The organism is Candidatus Hydrogenedentota bacterium, from assembly GCA_035450225.1.
In the GTDB taxonomy this organism is placed as follows: domain Bacteria; phylum Hydrogenedentota; class Hydrogenedentia; order Hydrogenedentales; family SLHB01; genus DSVR01.
Window position 1 is genome coordinate 1 of record DAOTMJ010000060.1, and the last position, 20,353, is coordinate 20,353.

15 protein-coding genes and 1 other RNA gene are annotated in these 20,353 nt (G+C 60.7%); 11 read left to right on the forward strand and 5 right to left on the reverse strand.

Going from position 1 to position 20,353, the window contains the following annotated elements; genetic code table 11:
* The 6 genes from P5540_18400 to P5540_18425 form a co-directional block, all read left to right on the forward strand.
* The coding region (locus tag P5540_18400) for a D-aminoacyl-tRNA deacylase (GenBank protein ID HRT66789.1) at window positions 1–110 on the forward strand (110 nt) is incomplete at its 5' end.
* A gap of 39 nt (window positions 111–149) precedes the next feature.
* On the forward strand, window positions 150–1,916 hold the full coding sequence (locus P5540_18405; protein HRT66790.1) for an asparagine synthase-related protein: 1,767 nt from the start codon (window positions 150–152) through the stop codon (window positions 1,914–1,916).
* Window positions 1,917–1,922: 6 nt separating this feature from the next.
* Complete coding sequence (locus P5540_18410; protein ID HRT66791.1) at window positions 1,923–2,867, forward strand: methionyl-tRNA formyltransferase; 945 nt, start codon at window positions 1,923–1,925, stop codon at window positions 2,865–2,867.
* Window positions 2,868–2,869: 2 nt separating this feature from the next.
* Entirely contained in the window at window positions 2,870–3,895 is a 1,026-nt protein-coding gene (locus tag P5540_18415; GenBank protein HRT66792.1) for a glycosyltransferase, read from the forward strand.
* Complete coding sequence (locus P5540_18420) at window positions 3,867–4,472, forward strand: GNAT family N-acetyltransferase (protein ID HRT66793.1); 606 nt, start codon at window positions 3,867–3,869, stop codon at window positions 4,470–4,472. Before P5540_18415 ends, P5540_18420 begins: the two co-directional genes overlap by 29 nt.
* Before the next feature lie 105 nt (window positions 4,473–4,577).
* Window positions 4,578–5,537: a TerB family tellurite resistance protein gene (locus P5540_18425; protein ID HRT66794.1), complete on the forward strand. Its 960-nt coding sequence runs from the start codon at window positions 4,578–4,580 to the stop codon at window positions 5,535–5,537.
* Window positions 5,538–5,549: 12 nt separating this feature from the next.
* Here the strand turns inward: P5540_18425 and rnpB are convergent.
* An RNA gene (gene rnpB / locus P5540_18430) (RNase P RNA component class A) lies at window positions 5,550–5,921 on the reverse strand.
* A 284-nt stretch (window positions 5,922–6,205) separates the two neighbouring features.
* Here rnpB and P5540_18435 point away from each other — a divergent pair.
* Window positions 6,206–8,386, forward strand: a complete 2,181-nt coding sequence (locus P5540_18435; GenBank protein HRT66795.1) for a beta-galactosidase trimerization domain-containing protein — start codon at window positions 6,206–6,208, stop codon at window positions 8,384–8,386.
* Window positions 8,387–8,409: 23 nt separating this feature from the next.
* On the opposite strand, the gene P5540_18440 is transcribed toward P5540_18435, so the two are convergent.
* The 3 genes from P5540_18440 to P5540_18450 all read right to left on the reverse strand — a co-directional run bounded on the left by P5540_18440 (window position 8,410) and on the right by P5540_18450 (window position 11,983).
* The gene (locus tag P5540_18440; protein ID HRT66796.1) at window positions 8,410–8,832 is read right to left on the reverse strand and encodes a bacteriohemerythrin; all 423 of its coding nucleotides are present in this window, start codon (window positions 8,830–8,832) and stop codon (window positions 8,410–8,412) included.
* 88 nt (window positions 8,833–8,920) lie between these two features.
* A complete protein-coding gene (locus P5540_18445) occupies window positions 8,921–10,921 on the reverse strand; it encodes a transglycosylase SLT domain-containing protein (protein ID HRT66797.1) in 2,001 nt (666 codons plus the stop codon).
* A gap of 363 nt (window positions 10,922–11,284) precedes the next feature.
* Window positions 11,285–11,983 carry a Crp/Fnr family transcriptional regulator gene (locus P5540_18450; GenBank protein HRT66798.1) on the reverse strand — a complete coding sequence of 233 codons (699 nt, stop codon included), beginning with the start codon at window positions 11,981–11,983 and terminating at the stop codon, window positions 11,285–11,287.
* 400 nt (window positions 11,984–12,383) lie between these two features.
* Here P5540_18450 and hcp point away from each other — a divergent pair, with 400 nt between their 5' ends.
* From hcp to P5540_18465, 3 genes are all read left to right on the forward strand, one after another.
* Window positions 12,384–14,012 carry a hydroxylamine reductase gene (gene hcp, locus P5540_18455; protein HRT66799.1) on the forward strand — a complete coding sequence of 543 codons (1,629 nt, stop codon included), beginning with the start codon at window positions 12,384–12,386 and terminating at the stop codon, window positions 14,010–14,012.
* Between the two features lie 135 nt (window positions 14,013–14,147).
* Complete coding sequence (locus P5540_18460; GenBank protein HRT66800.1) at window positions 14,148–14,885, forward strand: 4Fe-4S binding protein; 738 nt, start codon at window positions 14,148–14,150, stop codon at window positions 14,883–14,885.
* A gap of 158 nt (window positions 14,886–15,043) precedes the next feature.
* On the forward strand, window positions 15,044–16,324 hold the full coding sequence (locus tag P5540_18465; GenBank protein ID HRT66801.1) for a PQQ-binding-like beta-propeller repeat protein: 1,281 nt from the start codon (window positions 15,044–15,046) through the stop codon (window positions 16,322–16,324).
* 43 nt (window positions 16,325–16,367) lie between these two features.
* On the opposite strand, the gene P5540_18470 is transcribed toward P5540_18465, so the two are convergent.
* Entirely contained in the window at window positions 16,368–18,902 is a 2,535-nt protein-coding gene (locus P5540_18470) for a DUF4861 family protein (GenBank protein ID HRT66802.1), read from the reverse strand.
* Between the two features lie 125 nt (window positions 18,903–19,027).
* On the opposite strand from P5540_18470, the gene P5540_18475 reads away from it, so the two are divergent.
* Window positions 19,028–20,242 (forward strand): 6-phosphofructokinase, encoded by a 1,215-nt coding sequence (locus tag P5540_18475; GenBank protein HRT66803.1) that lies wholly within the window; start codon window positions 19,028–19,030, stop codon window positions 20,240–20,242.
* Window positions 20,243–20,353: the final 111 nt, after the last annotated feature.

Sequence of the window (20,353 nt, forward strand, 5' to 3'; positions counted from 1 at the left end):
GGGCGCACGGTTTGGTTGTGGCCGAGGGATCGTTTGGCGCATATATGGAAGTCCGGCTGATCAATGACGGGCCGGTGACGTTGCTCCTGGATACCAAGAAGGTCTTCTGAATTGACGATTCCAATGGACATGATGGGCGAGGTTTTCTGATGGGCGCACTTTGCGGCATGCTCGGACGTTCAGATCGCGAGACGGTTCGCGCGATGGCGCGCGCGCTTGGACACCGCGGCGAATGCGCGCGGATGATCGAATCGGACCATTTTGTGGTCGCCGGCACGGATGTGTACGCGGACGGTCTTGCGTTGGTTGACGGCCAGCCCCGCGACAAGAAGGGCGCGGCGCTCGACCCGGCCGGATTATGGCGACAGGTTCTTGCGGCCCAACGTCCCGATGAATTGCATTTGCTTGGCGCCTTTGCCGCGGTGGTTCAAATTCCGCATCCCAAGGCGCATGCTTCCGCGCCAGCCGTTCTCGACCTGGGATACTCGGTACGCACGTGGTGGTTGCTGCGCGACCGGCTCGGCATCAAGCCGCTCTACTATGCCATGGACGGCAAGGCGCTGTTATTTGCGTCGGAATTGAAGGCGTTGCTGGCGCCGGGCGTGATATCGAAACGGCTGAACCTTGCCAGCGTGGATCGCTACCTGACGCTGCGATGTGTGCCGGGCCCTGAAACAATCATCCAAGGCGTATATCGCGTCAAACCGGGCCATGTGCTCGTCTTCCAGGATGGACACGTCAAAGAAACGCCGTTTTCGGCTTTTGCGGCGGAGATCGTCGCCATTGATCGCGGCGAGGCCGCCCGGGAAGTGTGCGAACGTCTTCGCGAGGCCGTGGCCGGGGCAGATACGGACGCCATGCTGTGGTCGGCGGGGATTGATTGCGCGTCGCTGGCCGCGGTTCACCCCGGACGTCCACGCCCGCTCTTTGTTTCGTTGAAAGGGACTTGGCAGGACGAACTCTGGCGAGCCAAGGAAAGCGCCCGGCTGCTTGGGCTTGATCTTCATGTCGCGCGGGGGCGATCCCTGACGGAATCGGTCATGGGCCGCGTGGCGTATCATCTCGACGAACCCATCGCGGATCCGTCGGTCTTTCCGTTGTGGATGATTGCGGAACAGGCCGGCAAGATGGCCCCGGTTTGGGCAAGCGGCCATGGGGCCGACGAAATGCTGGGCGGTTATCCCCGATATCATTTCATGCAGAAAGCGCGAAGCGCGGAACGACTTATTCCCATGGATCTCCTGCAGGGCATGGCGCCGGTCCTTCCGCCGAACGCCTTCGTGCGGCGAAGCGAGCGTTATCTCCGGTCGCTGTCGGATAGTCTTGAGATGTACTTTGCGGCGGTAGCCGTATTCGATCATGCGGAACGGAACGCGCTCTACACCGACGCGATGCAGGCGGCCATCCACGAGAAAGGGGGATCCGCCTCGGCGCTTCGCCCATTGTTCCAGGGCAAGAGCCTTTCGCGGGACATATTGTCGCTCAATCTGAACGTGGCGTTGCCGGACTTGCTGCTCGCGAAATGTGACCGGATCTTTGCGGCGCACGGCGCAACACTGGCGTATCCGTACCTGAACGACGCGTTCGTTGACTTTGCAATCACGGTGCCCCCCGAGGTCAAGTTCGGCGTGCGCAGCAAACCCCTGTTGCGGCAGGCCATGAAGGGGCTGCTGCCGGGACGCATCCGCATGCGGGCACGGCGCGATTTCAAAATGCCGCAGAGCGGCCCGGCCTATCGCGTGATAGACGAGGCGGCGCGGGCCATCGTCACCTCGGAACGCGTCGAGGCCACCGGCCTGTTCCGCTGGCCCTATGTTGAACAAATCATGCGCATGGCCACGCACAACGTCTATGCCCGGCGGCAATTCTGGGCGTTGCTGATGCTGTTTGTATGGCATCGCGAATTCATGGAGTAATCTCCCATGCGCATAGCGATAGCAGGAAGCGGGCGGCTGGGTTGGAGCCTGATGGCGCCGTTGCTCGAATCGAATCACGAGGTGGTCGCCGTCCTGCAGGACGGGCGCCGGACGCGGGGATTCAGGCGCCGCGTGATGGCCGCGCAAAGCGTGGCGCTGGCCGCCCACTCGACCATGATCGGTCTGGCCGCGCGCAATCGCATCCCCGTGCTGTGGCTCGAACGACTGGTGGACGAATCGCTTGCCCCCCTGCGCGCGCTGGCGCCGGATGTGATTCTGGTGGGGGGATTCGGCATCATTTTCAAGCCGATCATACTTTCCCTGCCGAAAATCGGTTGTGTGAACTGCCATTCCTCGATGCTCCCCCGGCACCGGGGGCCCAATCCGTTCGCGGCGGTGATTCTTCAGGGCGAAACCGAATCGGGCGTCACGTTTCACATCATGGACGAAGGCATTGACACCGGCGACATCATCGCCCAATACGCCTACCCCGTAACGGATCAAGACACGCCCGCCAGCGTCTACAACAACGCCTGCGCGCTGGCCGGAGAGCATGTCGTGGACATCATGGATCGCGTCGAACAGGAAGGCCTGCAAGGGGTTCCGCAGAATCACGCCGCCGCGACCTACGACAAGCCACTCGATCCGGCTTTGTCGAAAATTGATTGGACCCAGCCGGCGGTTCACATCGAACGCATTGTTCGCGTGTTCAAGCAGGGCGCGCTGGCGCGATTTATGTTCCAGGGCCGTGAAATCCTCGTAAGTATGGCCAAGGCGAATCCGGCGCCCGTCGAGGCGCCGCCGGGCACGGTGCTTGCCTCCGGGCGTTGGGTGCGGGTGGCTACGGGCGAAGGGACGATTGACATCGTGCTTGCCTATAAACTCCGGCCCATTCCGTGGATTTGGCCCTCGCGATGGAGCCGTCCGATTCCCGGCGAAAGAATGGGCTGATCATGCCGCCGCCGATCTCCATCATTATTCCGGCCTTCAATGAAGTGGCTTTTTGCCGGCGGTGCATCGCCTCGATTTTCGCCCACACGCAGGATAGGCCTTACCGTCTGATTCTGGTGGACAACGGCTCAACCGACGGGGTGGGCGAGTATTTCGATTCCGTGCCCGGCGCAACGGTTATTCATGCGGAGAAAAACCTTGGTTTTGCCGGCGGGGTGAATCTCGGCCTAGCGCATGCGGAAGGACATGTGTTGTTGCTCAACAACGACACGCTCGTTCCGATGGGTTGGCTGGGACGGCTGGCAAACGCCCTTGAAAGCGCCGAGAATATCGGCATGGTGGGGCCGCGAAGCAATTGCGTTTCGGGCGATCAGCAGATTGACGGGCTTTCGTTTGCCTCGATGGACGAAATCAACGCATTTGCGGACGAATGGGCCGCCCGGAACGCCGGGCGATTGCGGGACGTCTCCCGTCTGGTCGGATTTTGCCTGCTGATTCGCAGGGAGGCATTCGAGACCGTGGGCTTATTCGACGAATCCTTCGGCATCGGTAACTACGAGGACGACGATTACGGCTGCCGCGTCATGGACGCGGGGTATCGGTTGTGCATTGCCGAGGAAGCGTTTGTGTTTCATTTTGGCAGCCGGACCTTTCACGGCATGGGCATGACGGACGAGGAATGGCGCGCGCTGATGGAAACCAACCGGAGGATCTTTGTATCGAAGCGGCGTAAAGCCGGTGACAATCGCCCGGATGCGTCGCGGGCCTCCTTGAGCCTGAACCGGCGGGCCGCTCAGGCCGTAATCGAGGGAGATGATCTGGCCGCCCTGCGGCATCTCAAGTCGGCCATCGAACGCGATCCGCGCATGGCGGTCAATTACCGGGATTTGGCCGCGTTGCTGCGGAAAATGGGGATGCACGAGAAGGCTTCCGAGTACCTGGAGTTGGCGGCACGCATGGAAGACGGGGACACAACAACGCCGGGAGGAACATTGTCGCGTGGAGATTGTGATTCGCGAATACCATGATGAAGACGAAAGCGAATGGATGCGCGTTCATGCGGTTATCCTGAGCATTTCGCATGCGTGGAATTACACCATCCAGGAACGGCCGAAATACGAGGGCCATCAAAGCACCCGGCTGGTCGCCGTCGTCGAAGGGCGCATTGCCGGCCTTACGGATGCCCAATATGAAAACGAGCCGGGCGAATTCTGTTTTCTCAAGGATTCCCCCGGTGGGTACGTCCTTGAATTTGGGCGTCTTCCGGAATATGCGGGTCATCGTCTCGGCTGCCGCCTGATGGACGCCACCGTCGAGGACGCCCTACGCAAAGGATTCCACCGGCTGGAGTACTGGACGCAGGACCGCAAGGCGCAACGGTTCTATCAGCGGATCGGACTGGCGGAAATCGGCCGCCATTACCGGTTTCGCATGAAACCGCCCGCGGACATTGCGGAGGGATTGCTTCAGCAGGCGGTTGGAGTCGAGTATCTATACGGCGCCTGCGCGGTCGAGAACTGGCCGGCCATCCGCCGACGCTTCGAAATTATCGAACGCCACCCTCTGGAGCCGCACCTCTGCATAGGGTATGAATTGCGTTTTTAAGCCCGGAAAACAAGGCAATGACTTTGACATGAGAAGCCCCTTGAATGAAAATGGCCAAGATTCTTGGGCTTGAAGCCCAGACATTCTAACCGAAAGGAAGAATCCATGCAGGAAAAGGAAAAGGAAGCGATAGCGGCCATTTGTTTGATGGCGGCGATGGCCGATGGCGGCAAGAGCGATGTCGAACACGCCCAATTGAGGGAAATTTTCCAAAGCGTGGGGCTTGAGTCTTCCGCGGCCGTGGTGCAACGCGTCTTGTTGCGGAAAACCACGCTGGCCGATGAAGCCGGGGCGTTGTCCAGCCCGGAAATGCGAATGTTCGCGTTTGAAATGGCCGTGTGCATTTGCGATGCCGACGGGGCGACAACGCCGCGGGAAAAGGAGTTTCTCGACAATCTGAAGGGGGTCTTGGGCATTCCTTCGCCGGAGGCCGCGGAAATCCAATCGCAAGCGGAGGATTTCGCCATGGCCGCCTCGGCGATGCCGCCGGTTCCCGTCGTCGAGTCCGCCTCGCTTCCTCAACCCCTTCAACCGGACAAGCCGGTTCCCGAGGATGCCGAGATCGATCAAACCATTCTCAATCAGGCGATACTGCTGGCGGGTCTCGAATTGTTGCCGAAATCCTTGTCCACCCTAGCCATTCTGCCGCTTCAAATGCGGCTCGTCTACACGATTGGCGCGCGGTATGGCTATCAACTGGACAGTGGCCACGTAAAGGAATTCCTTGCTGTGCTGGGCGTGGGGATGACGTCGCAAATAGTGGAGGACATGGCGCGCAAATTCCTTGGATCGCTGGCCCGCAAGGCGGGCGGGCGCATGATGGGGGGAATGGCGGGAACCGCGACGGGCGCGACCATAACGTTCGCGACCACCTACGGGCTTGGCATGGCCGCGAAAAAATATTACGCATCCGGCAGAAAACTGAGCATGGATGACGTGAAAAACCTGTTCCGTCAAAGCGCCGAAGAGGCCAAGGGCCTGTATGCGCGTTACGCCGGCCAGGTCGAACAAAGCGCAAAATCCACCCACACGATGGATCTCCTTGCGATGGTGCGGGGCAAATAAGCGCCGGCGTAAAAAACGAGCAGGCCTGTAAGCCGAGTTCTGTCGTAGAATCCGCGAGGATTCCGAGACGGCCATTCCTCTGGGACGTACGTCGCCGCACGCCTCTAGCTTCCTACCCGGGAGCGGAGCGGGCCACTCCATGGCTCCCCTATTTGGAATTGCTCCGGACGGGAGTTTTGCCAGCCGGCCTGTCGCCAGACCGCTGGTGCGCTCTTACCGCACCTTTTCACCATTGCCGGTCCCGGCATGCCGGGACGTAGGCTGTGTATTTTTCTGTGCCACTTTCCGTCGGGTTTCCCCGCCTTCGCGTTACGAAGCGTCCTGCCCTGCGGAGCTCGGACTTTCCTCACCGCCCGAAGGCGGCGCGGCCGTCCAGCCTGCTCAATTTCATTATAACACAAGCCCTTGCCGCCCCGAATACTCTTGGCGTGTGGACATGTGAACAAAAGCGTCTTGATCGCGTTTCAAGGAACAGATTATCGGGTCCACCTTTGCCGAAACCTTGCGTTTTTCGGCAACCCGGTTATGAAGAATGGCGCGTCCCGCAAGGCGGAACGGGCAAAAGTTGTAATGCCGCCCGGGCGATTGGTACAAGGGATCTTGTGCCAAGGATCGGGCGCCGGATCCGATGCGGATCCGATACCCATCCCATTACAACGGAGGCGGTCATGAAAAAGGCAACAAGGACAGGGATTCTCGCCGTGACAATTTTGGGCGCATTTTTCCAAGGAAACGTCGCCGGGGCGGAGGGGACAGGCGGGCGTTGGTTCGAACGCCTGAATGTGGGCATCGAAACCGGTCCGACCGGCGCACAGTATGGTTTCGATCCGACGGACAAAGCCTATGCCGCAATATTCAACGGAAGGGATATCGTGGAAAAAGCCGCCGCGGCCGATTGCGAATATGTGGTCATCTGGGCCAAAGACAGCGAATTTGCGTATTACGACTCGAAGGTTGCGCCGAAATGCCCCGGACTTGGGGATCGCGACGTGCTTCGGGAGTCCGTGGAAGCGGCGGCCCCGCTTGGGCTTCCGATCATCGCCTACTGCGTCGTGCAGGGCAACGGATATCCGTTGCGGGATCATCCCGAATTCAAGATGGCCGACAAGGACGGAAAACCGATCGACCGCATCTGTCTCAACAGCGGCTACATCGAACACGCGAAGCAGGTCGCGGCGGAAATGCTCGAATACGGCATCGCGGGATTTCATATAGACATGCTCGATCAGGGATTTGGCCCGCCGTACGGCTGCTGGTGCGCGAACTGCCGGAAACTTTTTGAGACGGAATACGGCATGCCGATGCCGTCGGGCGTGACGTGGGACGCCGCATGGGACAAGATGCTCGATTTCCGCTGCAACAGCAGCCAGCGTTTCGAGAAGGAGTTGCTGGCCTACATCCGCGAACGGAACCCCAACGCAACCGTTGACTACAACTACCACGGCTACCCACCGTTTTCATGGGAAGTGGGCCAACGGCCGGTCCAACATGCAATCAATGCCGATTTCGTGACCGCCGAGACGGGCGTCTGGGGATTCGGCGCCCTCGGCGTGAGCGCGACTGCGGAATTCCTCGCGGCGGCCACGCCCGGCAAGCGCTACCAAGTGGCCATTTCACGCCACGCCCGCATTTATCACGACAACACCTGCCGGCCGCTCAACGATCTGCGCTGGGAAATCCTGACGCTGCGGTCGCACGGCGCGCAGGTAACGGTGGTGGACAAGACCGGCTACGACGGCTGGCTCGATCCGGTCGCCTATAATCGCATTGGAAAGGCCTTCGCGGAAGCTAGGAACAAGGTGGCCTATTTCGGCCATCCGCAATTGCCCGAGGTGGGCATTTACTACTCGGCGCGCAGCCGCGACTGGTACGGCCGCGAGACGCCGTCGAAGTACCAGCAGGCCTTCAACGGCGCACACAAGGCCATGGTTTATGAACATATCCCTTTCGGCGTCATTCTCGACGAAAACGTGACGGCGGACACGTTGCGCCGGTTTCCAGTCGTGCTTCTGCCGAACGTGCCGATCCTGTCGGAACGTGAAATCGGATGGTTGCGCGACTACGTGGAACAGGGCGGAAATCTGATTATCACGGGCCACACCGGACTTTTCGGGCCGATGGGCGAACCGCTCGATCATCCGCCCATCGAATCGTTGTCTGGCGCGCGGCTTGTCGAACGGCTTTCGACGACCGACAATTTCGTGCGCTTTCCCGCCGATGCGCCCGAAGCACTGCGCGCGGGTTTTCCCACCGACTGGCCGTTCCTTGTCGAAGGGCCCGGCGCGGCATTTACCCCCACCACGGCGATGGCCGTGGGCGAACTGCTCCGGCCTCATCGGACCGTGCGCCAACAGAAAGGGGAGGAACCCGTTTATCAGCCCAATTCCGCCGACCGTCCCGTCGGCCCGGCTTTGCTTGTGAACGCCGTTGGCAAAGGGAAGGTCGTGTGCATCGCCGGCGCGCCGGACTTTGCGTGTGCAAGCGAGCATCCCATTCCCGAGGCGCGCGCGTTGCTGCGCAATGTGATCCGTTACTTGCATCCCGAACACGTGGTCGAGGTGTCGGCGCCACAAAACGTCGAATCGGTCATCATGGAAGACGCAAACAACGAGGCGCTGTACGTCCATTTGATCGGCTACCAGTCGCCGCCGCAATGCACGCCGTCGAAAGATCGTCCCTACGTGCTGCCTTCGCTCATCGAAGACGCGCCCATGTACGCCGCGCGGATTATTGTCCGCCGCCCCTTCACCCGCGCACAGGCGCTCGACCCGCGTACACAGGTTCATGCGGACGGCAACATCGTCCATCTCGTGGTGAACGACATCCACGAAGTGCTTGTGATCAAATAAGGCTCAAGGCGGGGAAACGTATCCTATAGGGCCAGAACGACGCCTTTTTCTCGGAGGAACGCCCCGAACGTGAGATCCACTTCCTTGATGTGGGTCACGAGCCAGTTGGCCATGAAGTTGCCGACCGACTCGGCGAGGATGTGCGTAGCGCCTTCCTCCTTGTATTCCTCTTCCAGGTCGGCCAGCGTCTTCTTGAGTTGTTCATGCTTCGCGCGATGATCGGCAAGCCCGGCGTACTGATTGTCCTCCATCGCCTTCTCTTCCGTTGCGAAATGCGTCCGCGTGTAGTCGAGCAGAAAACCGAGCGCTTCCGCGATGCGCTGCGGCCCCTGAACCAACTCGACGGCCGATGAAACATCCGCCAGGCACTTGATCCACGTCTTGTGCTGTTCGTCAATCAACGGCACGCCGATGGAAAGACTCTCATCCCATTCTATCTTGCGCATGTGCTTACTCCTTGTAAAACAGATTGCCGGAATGCGGCAATCATAGTGAGATACCCGTCGCGGGGTCAAACCGGTCAAAGGACTTGGATCATGAAGCATCGTACAGCGAAAGGTATGCGGCGTAATTCGCGAGGACTTTTTTGACATAATCGCGGGTTTCGTCGAAGGGGATGGACTCGATGAAGGTTTCGAGGGGAACGTCGCCCATATTTTTTTTCCACTTGGAACAGTTGCCGGGACCGGCGTTGTAGGAGGCCAAGGCATAGACCACGTTTCCATCCCACCGTTCGAGCATCCGTTTCAAGTATCGCGCGCCCAACCGCAGGGAATGGACGGGATTTTCGAGCCGGTCCGCCATGGCGGCATCGAAATCGGATTCGGACCCCGTGAGATGCCGCGCGGTGGCCGGCATGATTTGCATGACGCCCGATGCGCCCGCATGCGACGTCAACGCGGGCCGGAAGGTGCTTTCCTGCCGGGCCACGGCAAGGATCAGGTAGGGATCGAGGCCGTCTTCCTTCGCGATCTCGCACACGCGCGGCCAGAAGGCGCGCGGATACAGGACGCGCCATCGGGCCGGCGATTTCTCCGTCCCGTTCTCGCCCCACTTGTATGCTTCCGCGACATTCATCGCTGTGTAGGCGAGGCCCGCTTGGCCCAGCATCGCGTAGATCGCGGGCGCGGCGGGATCCTTGTCCAGCAGCGGCAGCAGCGCGAGCGCCTCCCATTCCGCCTCTTCCAGGCCGTGTTCGGCGAAGAACGCGATGCGCCGAAACCGGGGGGATTCGAGAATGACGGGCTTGAGGGTCGGCAGGGGATCGCCCGGCGTGGGTATCGCGCGCAGGAATGGCGCGGATCCATTCACCGGTACGATCCTTCCCCGGTCGCCGGGCAGGCGCGCAAGCGCCCGGTGCGCGTAGAAGTCGCCCGGACCGGACGCTGCGGCTTTTGCGAAGGCGTCGTTGGCGCCTTTTTTGTCGCCGGCCTTTTCCAGCGCAAGTCCGGTCCAGTACCATGCCTTGGCCAGAAGCGCGCTGTCCGGATGGCGTTCGGCAAGCATGCGGCATGTCCGGGTCATTGCCTGCGCGTCCGAATCCTTGCGTTGCAATTCCAACACGGCAAACAGGGCGTCGTCCGCGCGGGAATGATCGGGATTCGTCTCGTTCAGCCGCCGGTACCACGCCATGGCCCGCGAGATTTCGTCGGATTTTGCGAGGCGAAGCGCAAACGCCCAAAGGGCGTCGGACGCCTCGTCGGTCTGCGGAAATCGCCGAACCAGTTGGCCGCAGGCCGCTTCCGCGGCAATCAGGTTGCCCCCCGCCGCCTGGGATCGCGCAATGTAATAAAGCCATTCGCGCGTCCACGTCGAAAACGCGCTGTCTTCCGGCAGCGCCGATATCCGGTTCAATTCCGTTTCACCCGGCGGCATTGTCTTTGAACCGAGACTCGCCAGCCATGCGGTCCAGTCGAGGCCCGTGGGCGCGGTGCGCAACAGCAGGGGCAGCGCGGGCCGGAATTCGCCCGTTTTAATGTAGCCCCGCGCAGCCGCCAGAAGGTCCGCCTTTTCCGGGGATTGCGCAAGCCGTTCCGCGGCTTCCAGTCTCGGCGCGCGCAGACGCGTCGTGGCCGTCACGTTGCGGTAATACCCATAGCCGACGTCGCGCAGGGCGGGACATTCGATATACACATCGGCCGCCATGCGCTCGTGGGACTGTACCCACCACGGCTTCGGTTGGAAATCGAGTGCTGCGGCATATTCCTTGGCGGCTTCCTCGAAGGCCTTGCGTCTGGCCAGCGCATCCGCCAGATAGATGCGCGCCATCCGCCGCCACGGCCCGTCTGTCGTTCCGGTAAGAAGTGTGCGATAGGCTTCGACGGCACCGTCCCAATCGCCCGATGCGGCCCGGCAAAACGCCGTTTTCACCCGGGCATACGCCGCCAGCGGCCCCGGCTTTCCGGCACAGGTTGCATAGAGATTGATCGCCTCGGCATACCGTCCCGCGCGTTCGGCTTCACGCGCGTCCAAGTACTCATCGGCGCCCGGCATCGCGGCGCCGAACAACAACGTCGCGGCAAGAATGGCAGTCACGTCGCGGCTTCTCCTTCTGATATTCAATTATTCAATCCGGTTGTGGGGCTGCCGCCCGGACAAGCGCCAAGCGAAAAGGACGCCACAGACACAAGAGATTTCCCCGCGAGTTTACGGGCCTTGAAGTCCTTTAAGTCCTTATCTCTTCGATTATTTCTCGGCCACGGCTCTCCCCGCGGCGACAGCAGAATTTCGGTCTCGCATAATGATTTCCCCGCGTATCGCGGGCCGTTGGCAACGTAGCAAACCGCCGTGCAGCCGATCAACCCCGCGAATGGGAACCTCGACTTGGATCGTGCACGGGATGACTGCGCTCACCGGTGGGGGATCTTTTGTCGGCAAAGACAGGCTTGACAGCCTGTTTTACATCCCCGCGCCGAGGCGGCGTTCGCCGGTGGCGAGTTCCTCGAGGCTTTCGCGGTCGAGCAGGCGGATGTGGCGGCCTTCTTGGACCTCGATGAGGCCTTCGCGGGCCATCTTGGCCAGCACGCGGGACAGGGTCTCTGGAATCGTTCCCAGGAGGCTCGCGAGTTGCACTTTCGACAGGTCGAGGAGGAGTTCGTCGCGGTCGTCCTGCCGTTCGCTGAGATAAAGGAGATGCGCGGCGAGGCGTCCGGGCACTTCTTTCAAGGAGAGACTTTCGATCAGGTTTGCGAACCGGTGAAGGCGGCGTGAAAGGTAGGCCAGCATGTTCAGCGCGAGCGAGGGGTGCCGTTCGACGATCGCCAGAAAAGCATGCCGGGGAAAGAACAGAGTTTTCGAGGCTTCCATGGCGTCGGCGTGGGCCGGAAATCGGTGTCCGGCGAACACGGCGGCCTCGCCAAAGGCATCGTGCGGCTCGATGACATGCAGGATCTGCTCCTTGCCTTCCGGTGAAAGTTTATAGACCTTGACCCGGCCCGACACAAGCACATAAAACCCCGCTGCGTCCGCTCCTTCGACGAAGATATTCTGGCCTTTCGCGTAGGTCTTCTCGATGGCGATATTGGCCAAGGTTTGGCATTGTTCCGGCCTCAGTCCGCGGAACAGCGGCACAACCGCGATTTGTTCGTTCAATGTCATGAGTGAAAGAGTACCTTGCCTTTCTTTTTCGCGAATCCAATCGCCATCGTACTCGAACGGCCGTGCGAATTTCAGCCTCATGCAAGGTTCGCGGGTTGATGTGCGAGGTATGAAGGGAAATTGACGGTTGGATTTTGGTTCTTGAAATCCTTGAGCCGTGGGCCTATTCGATATACGATTACGATTACGATTACGAGGACGGGCGCGAGCAGGAGCACGACACAGTTGGGGATTTGAGAATTTTGGGGGACTTGACCTAAGTCAAGGCAAAGATCTTGGACAGGGTGTACAGTACGGTCGTGGAACAGAGAACGCCCCGATGGCGGCGAACAGGATTCGCACCGACAAGGGCAGAGGTAAACAAACCCGCGGAAGGCGGGAAAAACAGGAGGAAACGACGATGTTTTGTAATCAATGCGAGCAGGCAGCCAATGGTGTGGCATGCACGGCGCAGGGCGTGTGCGGCAAGAAACCGGACGTGGCGGCGCTGCAGGATCTGCTGACGTATGTCCTCAAGGGATTGGGCATGGTGGCGGTCGAAGGGCGCAAGGTGGGCGTTGTGGACGCCGAGACGGACCGGTTCGCGGCGGCGGCGGTCTTCTCGACGCTGACGAACGTCAATTTCGACCCGGATCGCTTCGTGGCGTATATCCAGAAGACGGTGGCGCTGCGCGATGCGCTCAAGAAGCAGGTCAAGGCGGCGGGCGGCAATGTGGACTTCCCGGCGGGTCCGGCGGATTTCATTCCCGCGTCGGGCATCGAGGAATTGGTCGCGCAGGGCGAACGCCACGGCATCCCGTCGGAAGGCAGCGACAACACGGACATTCACAGCCTGCAAGTCATCCTGCTGCTCGGCATCCGCGGCGTGGGCGCCTATGCGGACCATGCGCGGCTGCTCGGCAAGGAAGACGATTCGGTCTATGCGTTCATCCATGAAGGGCTGGTGGCCACGCATCAAAAGGACATCGCGCTCGAAACCGCGCTGGGCCTGGTTCTGAAGTGCGGCGAGGTCAATCTGCGCGCAATGGAACTGCTCGACGCCGGCCATACGGAACATTTCGGCCACCCGGTCCCGACGCCGGTGGCGCTCGGCGCGAAAAAGGGCAAGGCCATCCTGATTTCCGGGCATGACCTGCTCGACCTCGAGGCGCTGCTGAAGCAGACCGAGGGCAAGGGCATCAACATTTACACGCACGGCGAGATGCTGCCCGCACACGGGTATCCCGGACTCAAGAAGTACAAGCATCTTGCGGGCAACTGGGGTTCCGCCTGGCAGAACCAGGTTCTCGAATTTCCGAAGTTCCCCGGCGCGATCCTGATGACGACGAACTGCCTGCAAGCGCCGAAGCAGTCGTACAAAGATCGCATCTTCACCTGCGGCAATGTCGGCTGGCCGGGCGTCACGCACATCACGGACCGCAACTTCGCGCCGGTCATCGAGGCGGCCCTCGCGCAGCCCGGTTTCGCCGAAGACACCGAAGCGGGCACGGTGCTGACCGGATTCGCGCGCAACGCGGTGCTGGGCGTCGCGGGACAGGTCATCGAGGCCGTCAAGAACAAGGCCATCCGCCACTTCTTCCTGGTCGGCGGCTGCGACGGCGCGAAGCCGGGCCGCAACTACTACACGGAATTCGTCGAAAAGGTCCCGCAGGATTGCGTGGTCCTGACGCTTGCCTGCGGCAAGTACCGATTCTACGACAAGCAACTCGGCGACATCGGCGGCATTCCGCGCCTGCTCGATGTCGGCCAGTGCAACGACGCGTATTCGGCGATTCAGATTGCCGTCGCGCTCGCGGGTGCGTTCAACTGCGGCGTCAACGACTTGCCGCTCTCGATGATCTTGTCGTGGTACGAGCAGAAGGCGGTATCCATCCTGCTGACCCTGCTCCATCTGGGCATCAAGGACATCCGTCTTGGACCGAGCCTGCCGGCGTTCATCACGCCCGCCGTGCTCAACGTGCTGGTCGAGAACTTCGCCATCAAGCCCATCGCGACGCCGGATGAGGACTTGGCGGCTATCTTGGGATAGGAGCGACTACGGGGAACCTCTTCCCCGGGAGGGACGACGTCCGCGCCGTCCATGCGAGCAAGGACGCGCACCCCGGCCGTAAGAAGAGGTTCCCCACTCCCCAAAAAGAAAAAACGAAGACAGGAATTGCCCATTATGAAACAGACGCGCAAGATTATTGAAATTGACGAAGATCTCTGCAACGGTTGCGGCGAATGCGTGCCCTCCTGCGCGGAAGGCGCGATACAAATTGTGAACGGAAAAGCCAAACTCGTTGCGGACAAATACTGCGACGGACTCGGCGCCTGCTTGGGCGAGTGCCCGACCGGCGCGCTGCGCGTCGTGGAACGTCCTGCCGAGGAATTCGAAGGGCCCGCGCCGCATGTCGCGCAGGCCGCGCATTCCGGTCCGGCTCCGTCCGCCTGTCCTTCCGGCGGCGGCTGTCCCGGCGCGCGCATCCAGCAATTCGGGAATCGGCCCGCCGCCGTTCCTTGCGGTACATCGGTTCCCGCCCAATCCGAACTCGGCCATTGGCCGGTGCAGATTCGCCTCGTGCCGCCCGGCGCTCCCTTCCTGCAAAACGCGCATTTGCTGGTCGCCGCCGACTGCGTACCGGTGGCCTATCCCGCGTTTCACCAGGATTTCCTGCGCGACAAGTCCGTCATGATCGGCTGCCCCAAGTTCGATGATCCCGACCCGTACATTGACAAATTCGAGGCGATTTTCGCGCAGTCCGATGTCAGGAGCGTTACCGTTGTCGTCATGGAAGTGCCCTGTTGCCAGGGATTGCCTGTCATTGTCGAGGAAGGCATGCGCCGGGCCGGGCGAAAAGTTCCCATGGAAAAAGTGGTCATCAGCCTGAACGGGGACATTATCCGCCGCCAGTCGTATTGATGGCGGGCAGGCTTGCCGTTCCCACCATCGCGTCCCCGCACAGTACGCAACAAGCCGTTTGCGATGCCTCAACCGGCCGGGTGATTGGCGCGTCCAAGACATAGTATGATTGTCCCTGTGGGCTTTGTGTGACCGGTGTACAAACGGAGACTGAATGAATGAAACGGTATCTTGTCTGGCGGGTGATGGCAGTCGTCATGCTGGGGTTTGGATGGGCGCAGGCGGCGGACTGGCCTCAATACGGCGGACCGGACCGCAATAATGTGTCGTCCGAAAAGGGCCTTGCGCGGAAATGGCCGGAAGCCGGGCCCAAGGTTCTCTGGACCGTCAACCTGGGACCGGGCTACGCTTCGCCCTCCATTGCGGGCGGCAGGGTGTACATCCTTGATCGGCCGGACGATGTGCACGATGTGCTGCGATGCCTCGATATCAAAGACGGCAAGGACATCTGGAACGTTACCTATGAAGCGCCGGGAAGCGTCAGCCACAACGGATCGCGTACCGCGCCGACCGTGGACGGCCAATACGTGTATTCGGTGGGGTTGTTGGGGCATTTCTATTGCGTGGATCTGGCCACCAATCGGCCGGTATGGCACAAGAACATTTGCGCGGATTTCGGCCTTGAAGTGCCGAGGTGGGGCGTTACGCAGGCGCCGAGCCTGTACAAGGACCTGGTCATCGTTGCGCCCCAGGCGCCGGAGGCCTTTGTGGCGGCGTACAGGCGCAATACGGGCGAACTGGTGTGGAAATCGCCTTCGTTGGGCCTTGTCGGATACGTGACCCCGGTGATTGCGGCGCTCGACGGGGTGGAGCAGGCCGTCATGGTTGGAGCCGGCAGCAAGGATGAGGCCGTCAAGGGCGCCGTGGCGGGGATTTCGCTGGAGGACGGCTCGATTCTGTGGCGATACGAAGGCTGGCAATGTTTCATTCCGATTCCCTATCCCGTTATCCTTCCCGATGACCGCCTTTTCATCACGGGCGGATACCGGGCGGGCTCTGCGATGATTCAGGTCAAGAAACAGGACGGCGCCTTTGCCGTCAAGGAATTGTTCAAAACAGATGTCTGCGGCAGCCAGATTCAGCAGCCCATCCTCTTCGACGAGCATCTTTACCTGAACAGCAATTCAAACGAACGCGAAGACGGTATGATGTGTCTGACGCTCGACGGACAGATGAAATGGAAAACGAAGGATATCGCCGGCGCGCCTACCTTCGAGCGCGGGCCGTTGCTCATGGCGGACAATCTGATCTTCAATCTCGACGGCAAGCGGGGCATCCTGTACCTTGTCGAACCTTCGCCGGTCGGATACAAGGAACTGGCTAAGGTTCAGTTGCTCGGCGGGAAGGAAATCTGGGCGCCCATGGCGCTGTCGGACGGAAAACTGCTCGTCCGCAGCCAGTCCGAAATGAAATGCCTTGATGTCGGAAAGCCGAACTGATCCACCGGATTTGCCGATTCCACGTTCTATTCCGTAAACGTCTTTACGGTTCTTTTGCCGCGGGAAGTCGCTTCAGCGAGGCCGTCCGGGCCGATGTACGCAGTTCGTCCATCCAATTGTCCATGTTTGGACAGCGCGGGAAGCGGCGTCCGTTCATCCAATCGCCTTGGATGTGATACCGAATCCGGTGATCCGCGCCGAGTTTCAGTATGGCCTGGCGCTGATCCGGCATTTCCACCATCCGCACAAAGGCGTCCGGATTGAACAGGATGCCTAGTCCGATGAATCCGATGGCCGGATCCTGAATGCCCCACGATGCCATGACGCCTTCTTTCGTGTCGAGCATGAACTGTTCCCGCGAGAGGCGCTCGAGACCCACCCCGATTTCGATCGCTTCGCCGGGTTCGACGTTTTCGACCGTCACGTCAATCGGCGAATCGGGGCGATCCGCCAACGCGGCGCAGCGAAAGACGACGTTGTGGGGGCCGACATGCTCCCCGCGCAGTTCGATCTCGACACGGTCCGGTGTTTCGGAGACGAGCCGCTTCGACCAGACGATATCGCCCTTGCCATTCGGGCTGTAAGCGGGATACGCCTTGCCACCCGCGTGGATCGTGACGCCTCCAAGTCCGCATGTGCTTTTGACGTGCAGCGCGTCCATGCCCCAGTCCTGTTCGGCGTGGTAATTGACGCCGGATCCGAATGAGGAGATCACAAGCCCCGGATTCCGCTTGCCGAAGAAGTCGAACTGACCCCAATAGGCGCGGTAGGCGCATCGTTCGGATTCCCATGCGATATTCGGCGGCGCCCAGTCATGGCCCCATGCGACCCGCGGTCCGCGCACCGAATCCAGCGTGCCCGCGCGGAAACGGTTGAAATCCGGCGTGGTTTCCGGCAGGCCGAATTCGTCCGCGACGGCTTTCCGCATGCCTCCGAGGTTGCCGTGGGCGCGAAGCGCATCGAACGCGGTCCAGAATGCGGGTTTCGCGTGTCGCGACTTCAACGCAAGGATGAGCCGGTCCTTGACAAGGTCGAGATAGTACCGCCACGATTCGTTGCTTGACAACAGCCGCACGCGAAGGGGTTTGTCGAGCATTGGCGAGTCAAAACCGGAGGCGGCGAATGCCTGAAGGGCGTCCTCTTCCCGCAAACCCGTTTTCGCAAGCGCTTGCCGAAGAGTTTCGCCGAGCGCGTAAAGTTGTTCAGGCGCACGGGCCAGGAGCGGTTCCATAATGGCGTTGACCTCGCCCCAGACGTAGCGTATGTCCGTAACGGAGGCGTCCCCGCGCGTCCATTCGTCATCGAGGCGGCCGTCGCCGTCCACGTCCAGCCGCCATGTGTCAATATACCCGTCGCGGTCGGAATCAACGTATTCGTAGCGCATATCGGGCTGGTTGTCGTAATCGTAATCCACGATCATCCATGAGGTTTCCGCTCCGAAGAGATGCAGGCGCTGGTCGGTCGGCGTGTAATAGATCTTCAAGCCGTAGGCGGGATCCTTGTCCACCTCGTATCGTTTGTTGAAAGGCCCGCAACTCGGTCCGCCGATTTGCGGAAACAGATCGTTGCCCTTCGCGATAATTCCTTCCCATCGCTCCTGTGTGTCCCAGAACCGCCCTTCGCGCAGGTTGTCGCCGTCCAGGTTCAAATCGTTCTCGTCCCATGTCAGCATGTAATTCGCCCATGCGGTGTCGCGCGAGTATTGGGGGCCGATGTGGAACCGCAGAAACGGCCCCGTCGGGATTCCCCGCAGCGAGCGGCGTTCGCAGAAACGGGGATCCAGAGTTAGTCCCTCTGGGGCGTAGGCGCTGATGGACACGTCGAAATCGCGCGGGTTGTCCGGCGTCGCGTCGTGATCCGCGTCGAAACTGTACCGGAGATTGCCGACGGATTCGTTGCGTCCCGAAAAACGAATGACCTCCTCGGTCACGCCGTCCCGGTCAAGGTCGTAGAACAAAAACGGATTTTCGAACGTGCAGATCCATTCGGTGTCGTTCGGGCCGAGGGTGAAGGCGCAGAAAAGTTCGTCGCCGCCGAAATGGCAGTTGTACTGGCATTCGTGCTGCCGGTAGGTGTAGCCGATGTCGTACCAGAGGAGATTGTCGTCCCCGACGTCCCAACCCCACCAGACCATCAGGCCCTCGTTTTTCCATGGAAAATAAAAGGCCATCTCGTCCACATCGCCGTCTCCGTCGAGATCCGTGTAATCCGTGACGGCGTCCACGGTTCCGTCGGCATGCCAGTCCGCCACGTACAGATCGCTGTCGAAATCCGGTTCGTCCCCGCTTTCAAGGTCGCCGTCTTCGTCAATTGCGCGCACTAGCACCGGCCTCCACTTTTCCGGATGCCGCGGCGCCGTGTCAACGAACCAAACCTCCTCGGGCTTTCCGTCGCCGTTGCGGTCCACGTAGTGCCGATCGCCCGGCTTGCCGGATACTACGCGGGCGATTGTGGCCGGATCGAGTCGCACGGCTTCCCCGAACACCTTCTCGAAGGTCGCCGTGACCGCCCCGTTTTCATCCGCCGCCAAACACGTCCCAAAGGCCATGACGGCCGTCATCGCCACTATGGATCTCATCCCTTATTTCCTCATCGTGTTGATTCCGACATCGTTTCCATGTCAGAATTCTCACTCAATTACGCCGGTAGGCGCAAGGAAGTTCCCGCCGGAAGACATTTCGGTTCAAATGAGGAGGTAAAATCATGTCTATTCTTCAAGGCAAGGTGCTGGTGGCGCAGGGCGGAGGCCCGACGGCCGTCATCAACCAAAGTCTCGTGGGCGCCGTGCTCGAGTCGCGCAAGTTTCCGCAAGTCACGCGTGTCTACGGCGCGCTCCACGGCGTTCGAGGCATCATCAATGAGGATTTCGTCGATCTTACCGAGGCGACGACACACAATCTCGAGGCGGTTGCGGTGACGCCGTCGTCGGGGTTGCTGTCCACGCGCGACAAGCCCGACATCGCCTACTGTCAGGAAATTTTCAAGGTATGCCAGGCGCACGATGTGCGTTATTTCTTTTACATCGGCGGCAACGACAGCGCCGACACCTGCCGTATCGTCAACGAGGAGGCCAGCAAGGCCGGCTACGAACTGCGCGTCATCCACATCCCCAAAACCATTGACAACGATCTGCGCGTCACGGATCATTGCCCCGGTTACGGTTCGGCGGCGAAATTCGTCGCGCAGGCCTTTGCCGGCGCGAATCTGGACAACCGCGCCATCCCCGGCGTCTATGTCGGTGTCGTAATGGGACGCCATGCCGGATTCCTGACCGCGGCTTCATGCCTTGCCCGGAAGTATCCGGACGACGGCCCGCATCTGATTTATGTGCCGGAGCGGCCGATTACGAAGGAACAGTTCCTCCGCGATGTCAAGGCGGTAAACGACCAATACGGCCGCTGTGTCGTGGCGGTTTCGGAAGGGGTCGTCGGTCCCGACAAGAAGGCGCTTGCGGAACAGTTTACCGGCGGCGAGCGCGACAGCCACGGCAACGTCCAACTTTCCGGCACGGGCGCCCTTGGCGACTTGCTCAGCGCCTGGGTGAAAAACGACCTGAAAATCAAACGCGTCCGCGCGGACACGCTCGGTTATTTGCAGCGCAGTTTCCTCGGCTGCGTAAGCGAGGTGGATCAGTTCGAGGCGCGCGAAGTCGGCGAAAAGGCCGCGCAATACGCCATCTGGCACAACCAAGACGGATCCGTGGCGATTCGCCGCACCGGCGATTACTCGGTCGAGTATTTCTTGACGCCGCTCGAAACCGTCGCGCGCGTCGCGACCGAAATGAAGGACGAGTATCTTGTTCCCGAAGGCAATAACGTCACCGATGCGTTCCGCCATTATGTGCGGCCGCTGGTCGGCGTGATGCCGCCGCTCGAACGCCTGTCCGCGCCGGTTGTGGCAAAGATTCTGAAAAAATAACGAAACGCTGTTGTCGTTCGCGGGCGCCCGATACATGTTTCGGGCGTCCGTTTTCCCTTTGTGTGCCAAGCATGGCGCGAATCTAAGGGGCGAAAGTCCCCTGCAAGCCCT

Bases quoted from the DNA above. Each gene is read 5' to 3' on its own strand.
- P5540_18405 (HRT66790.1), top strand. From the start codon at position 150: ATGGGCGCACTTTGCGGCATGCTCGGACGTTCAGATCGCGAGACGGTT.
- P5540_18410 (HRT66791.1), top strand. From the start codon at position 1,923: ATGCGCATAGCGATAGCAGGAAGCGGGCGGCTGGGTTGGAGCCTGATG.
- P5540_18415 (HRT66792.1), top strand. From the start codon at position 2,870: ATGCCGCCGCCGATCTCCATCATTATTCCGGCCTTCAATGAAGTGGCT.
- P5540_18425 (HRT66794.1), top strand. From the start codon at position 4,578: ATGCAGGAAAAGGAAAAGGAAGCGATAGCGGCCATTTGTTTGATGGCG.
- P5540_18435 (HRT66795.1), top strand. From the start codon at position 6,206: ATGAAAAAGGCAACAAGGACAGGGATTCTCGCCGTGACAATTTTGGGC.
- P5540_18440 (HRT66796.1), bottom strand. From the start codon at position 8,832: ATGCGCAAGATAGAATGGGATGAGAGTCTTTCCATCGGCGTGCCGTTG.
- P5540_18450 (HRT66798.1), bottom strand. From the start codon at position 11,983: ATGACATTGAACGAACAAATCGCGGTTGTGCCGCTGTTCCGCGGACTG.
- hcp (HRT66799.1), top strand. From the start codon at position 12,384: ATGTTTTGTAATCAATGCGAGCAGGCAGCCAATGGTGTGGCATGCACG.
- P5540_18460 (HRT66800.1), top strand. From the start codon at position 14,148: ATGAAACAGACGCGCAAGATTATTGAAATTGACGAAGATCTCTGCAAC.
- P5540_18465 (HRT66801.1), top strand. From the start codon at position 15,044: ATGAAACGGTATCTTGTCTGGCGGGTGATGGCAGTCGTCATGCTGGGG.
- P5540_18470 (HRT66802.1), bottom strand. From the start codon at position 18,902: ATGAGATCCATAGTGGCGATGACGGCCGTCATGGCCTTTGGGACGTGT.
- P5540_18475 (HRT66803.1), top strand. From the start codon at position 19,028: ATGTCTATTCTTCAAGGCAAGGTGCTGGTGGCGCAGGGCGGAGGCCCG.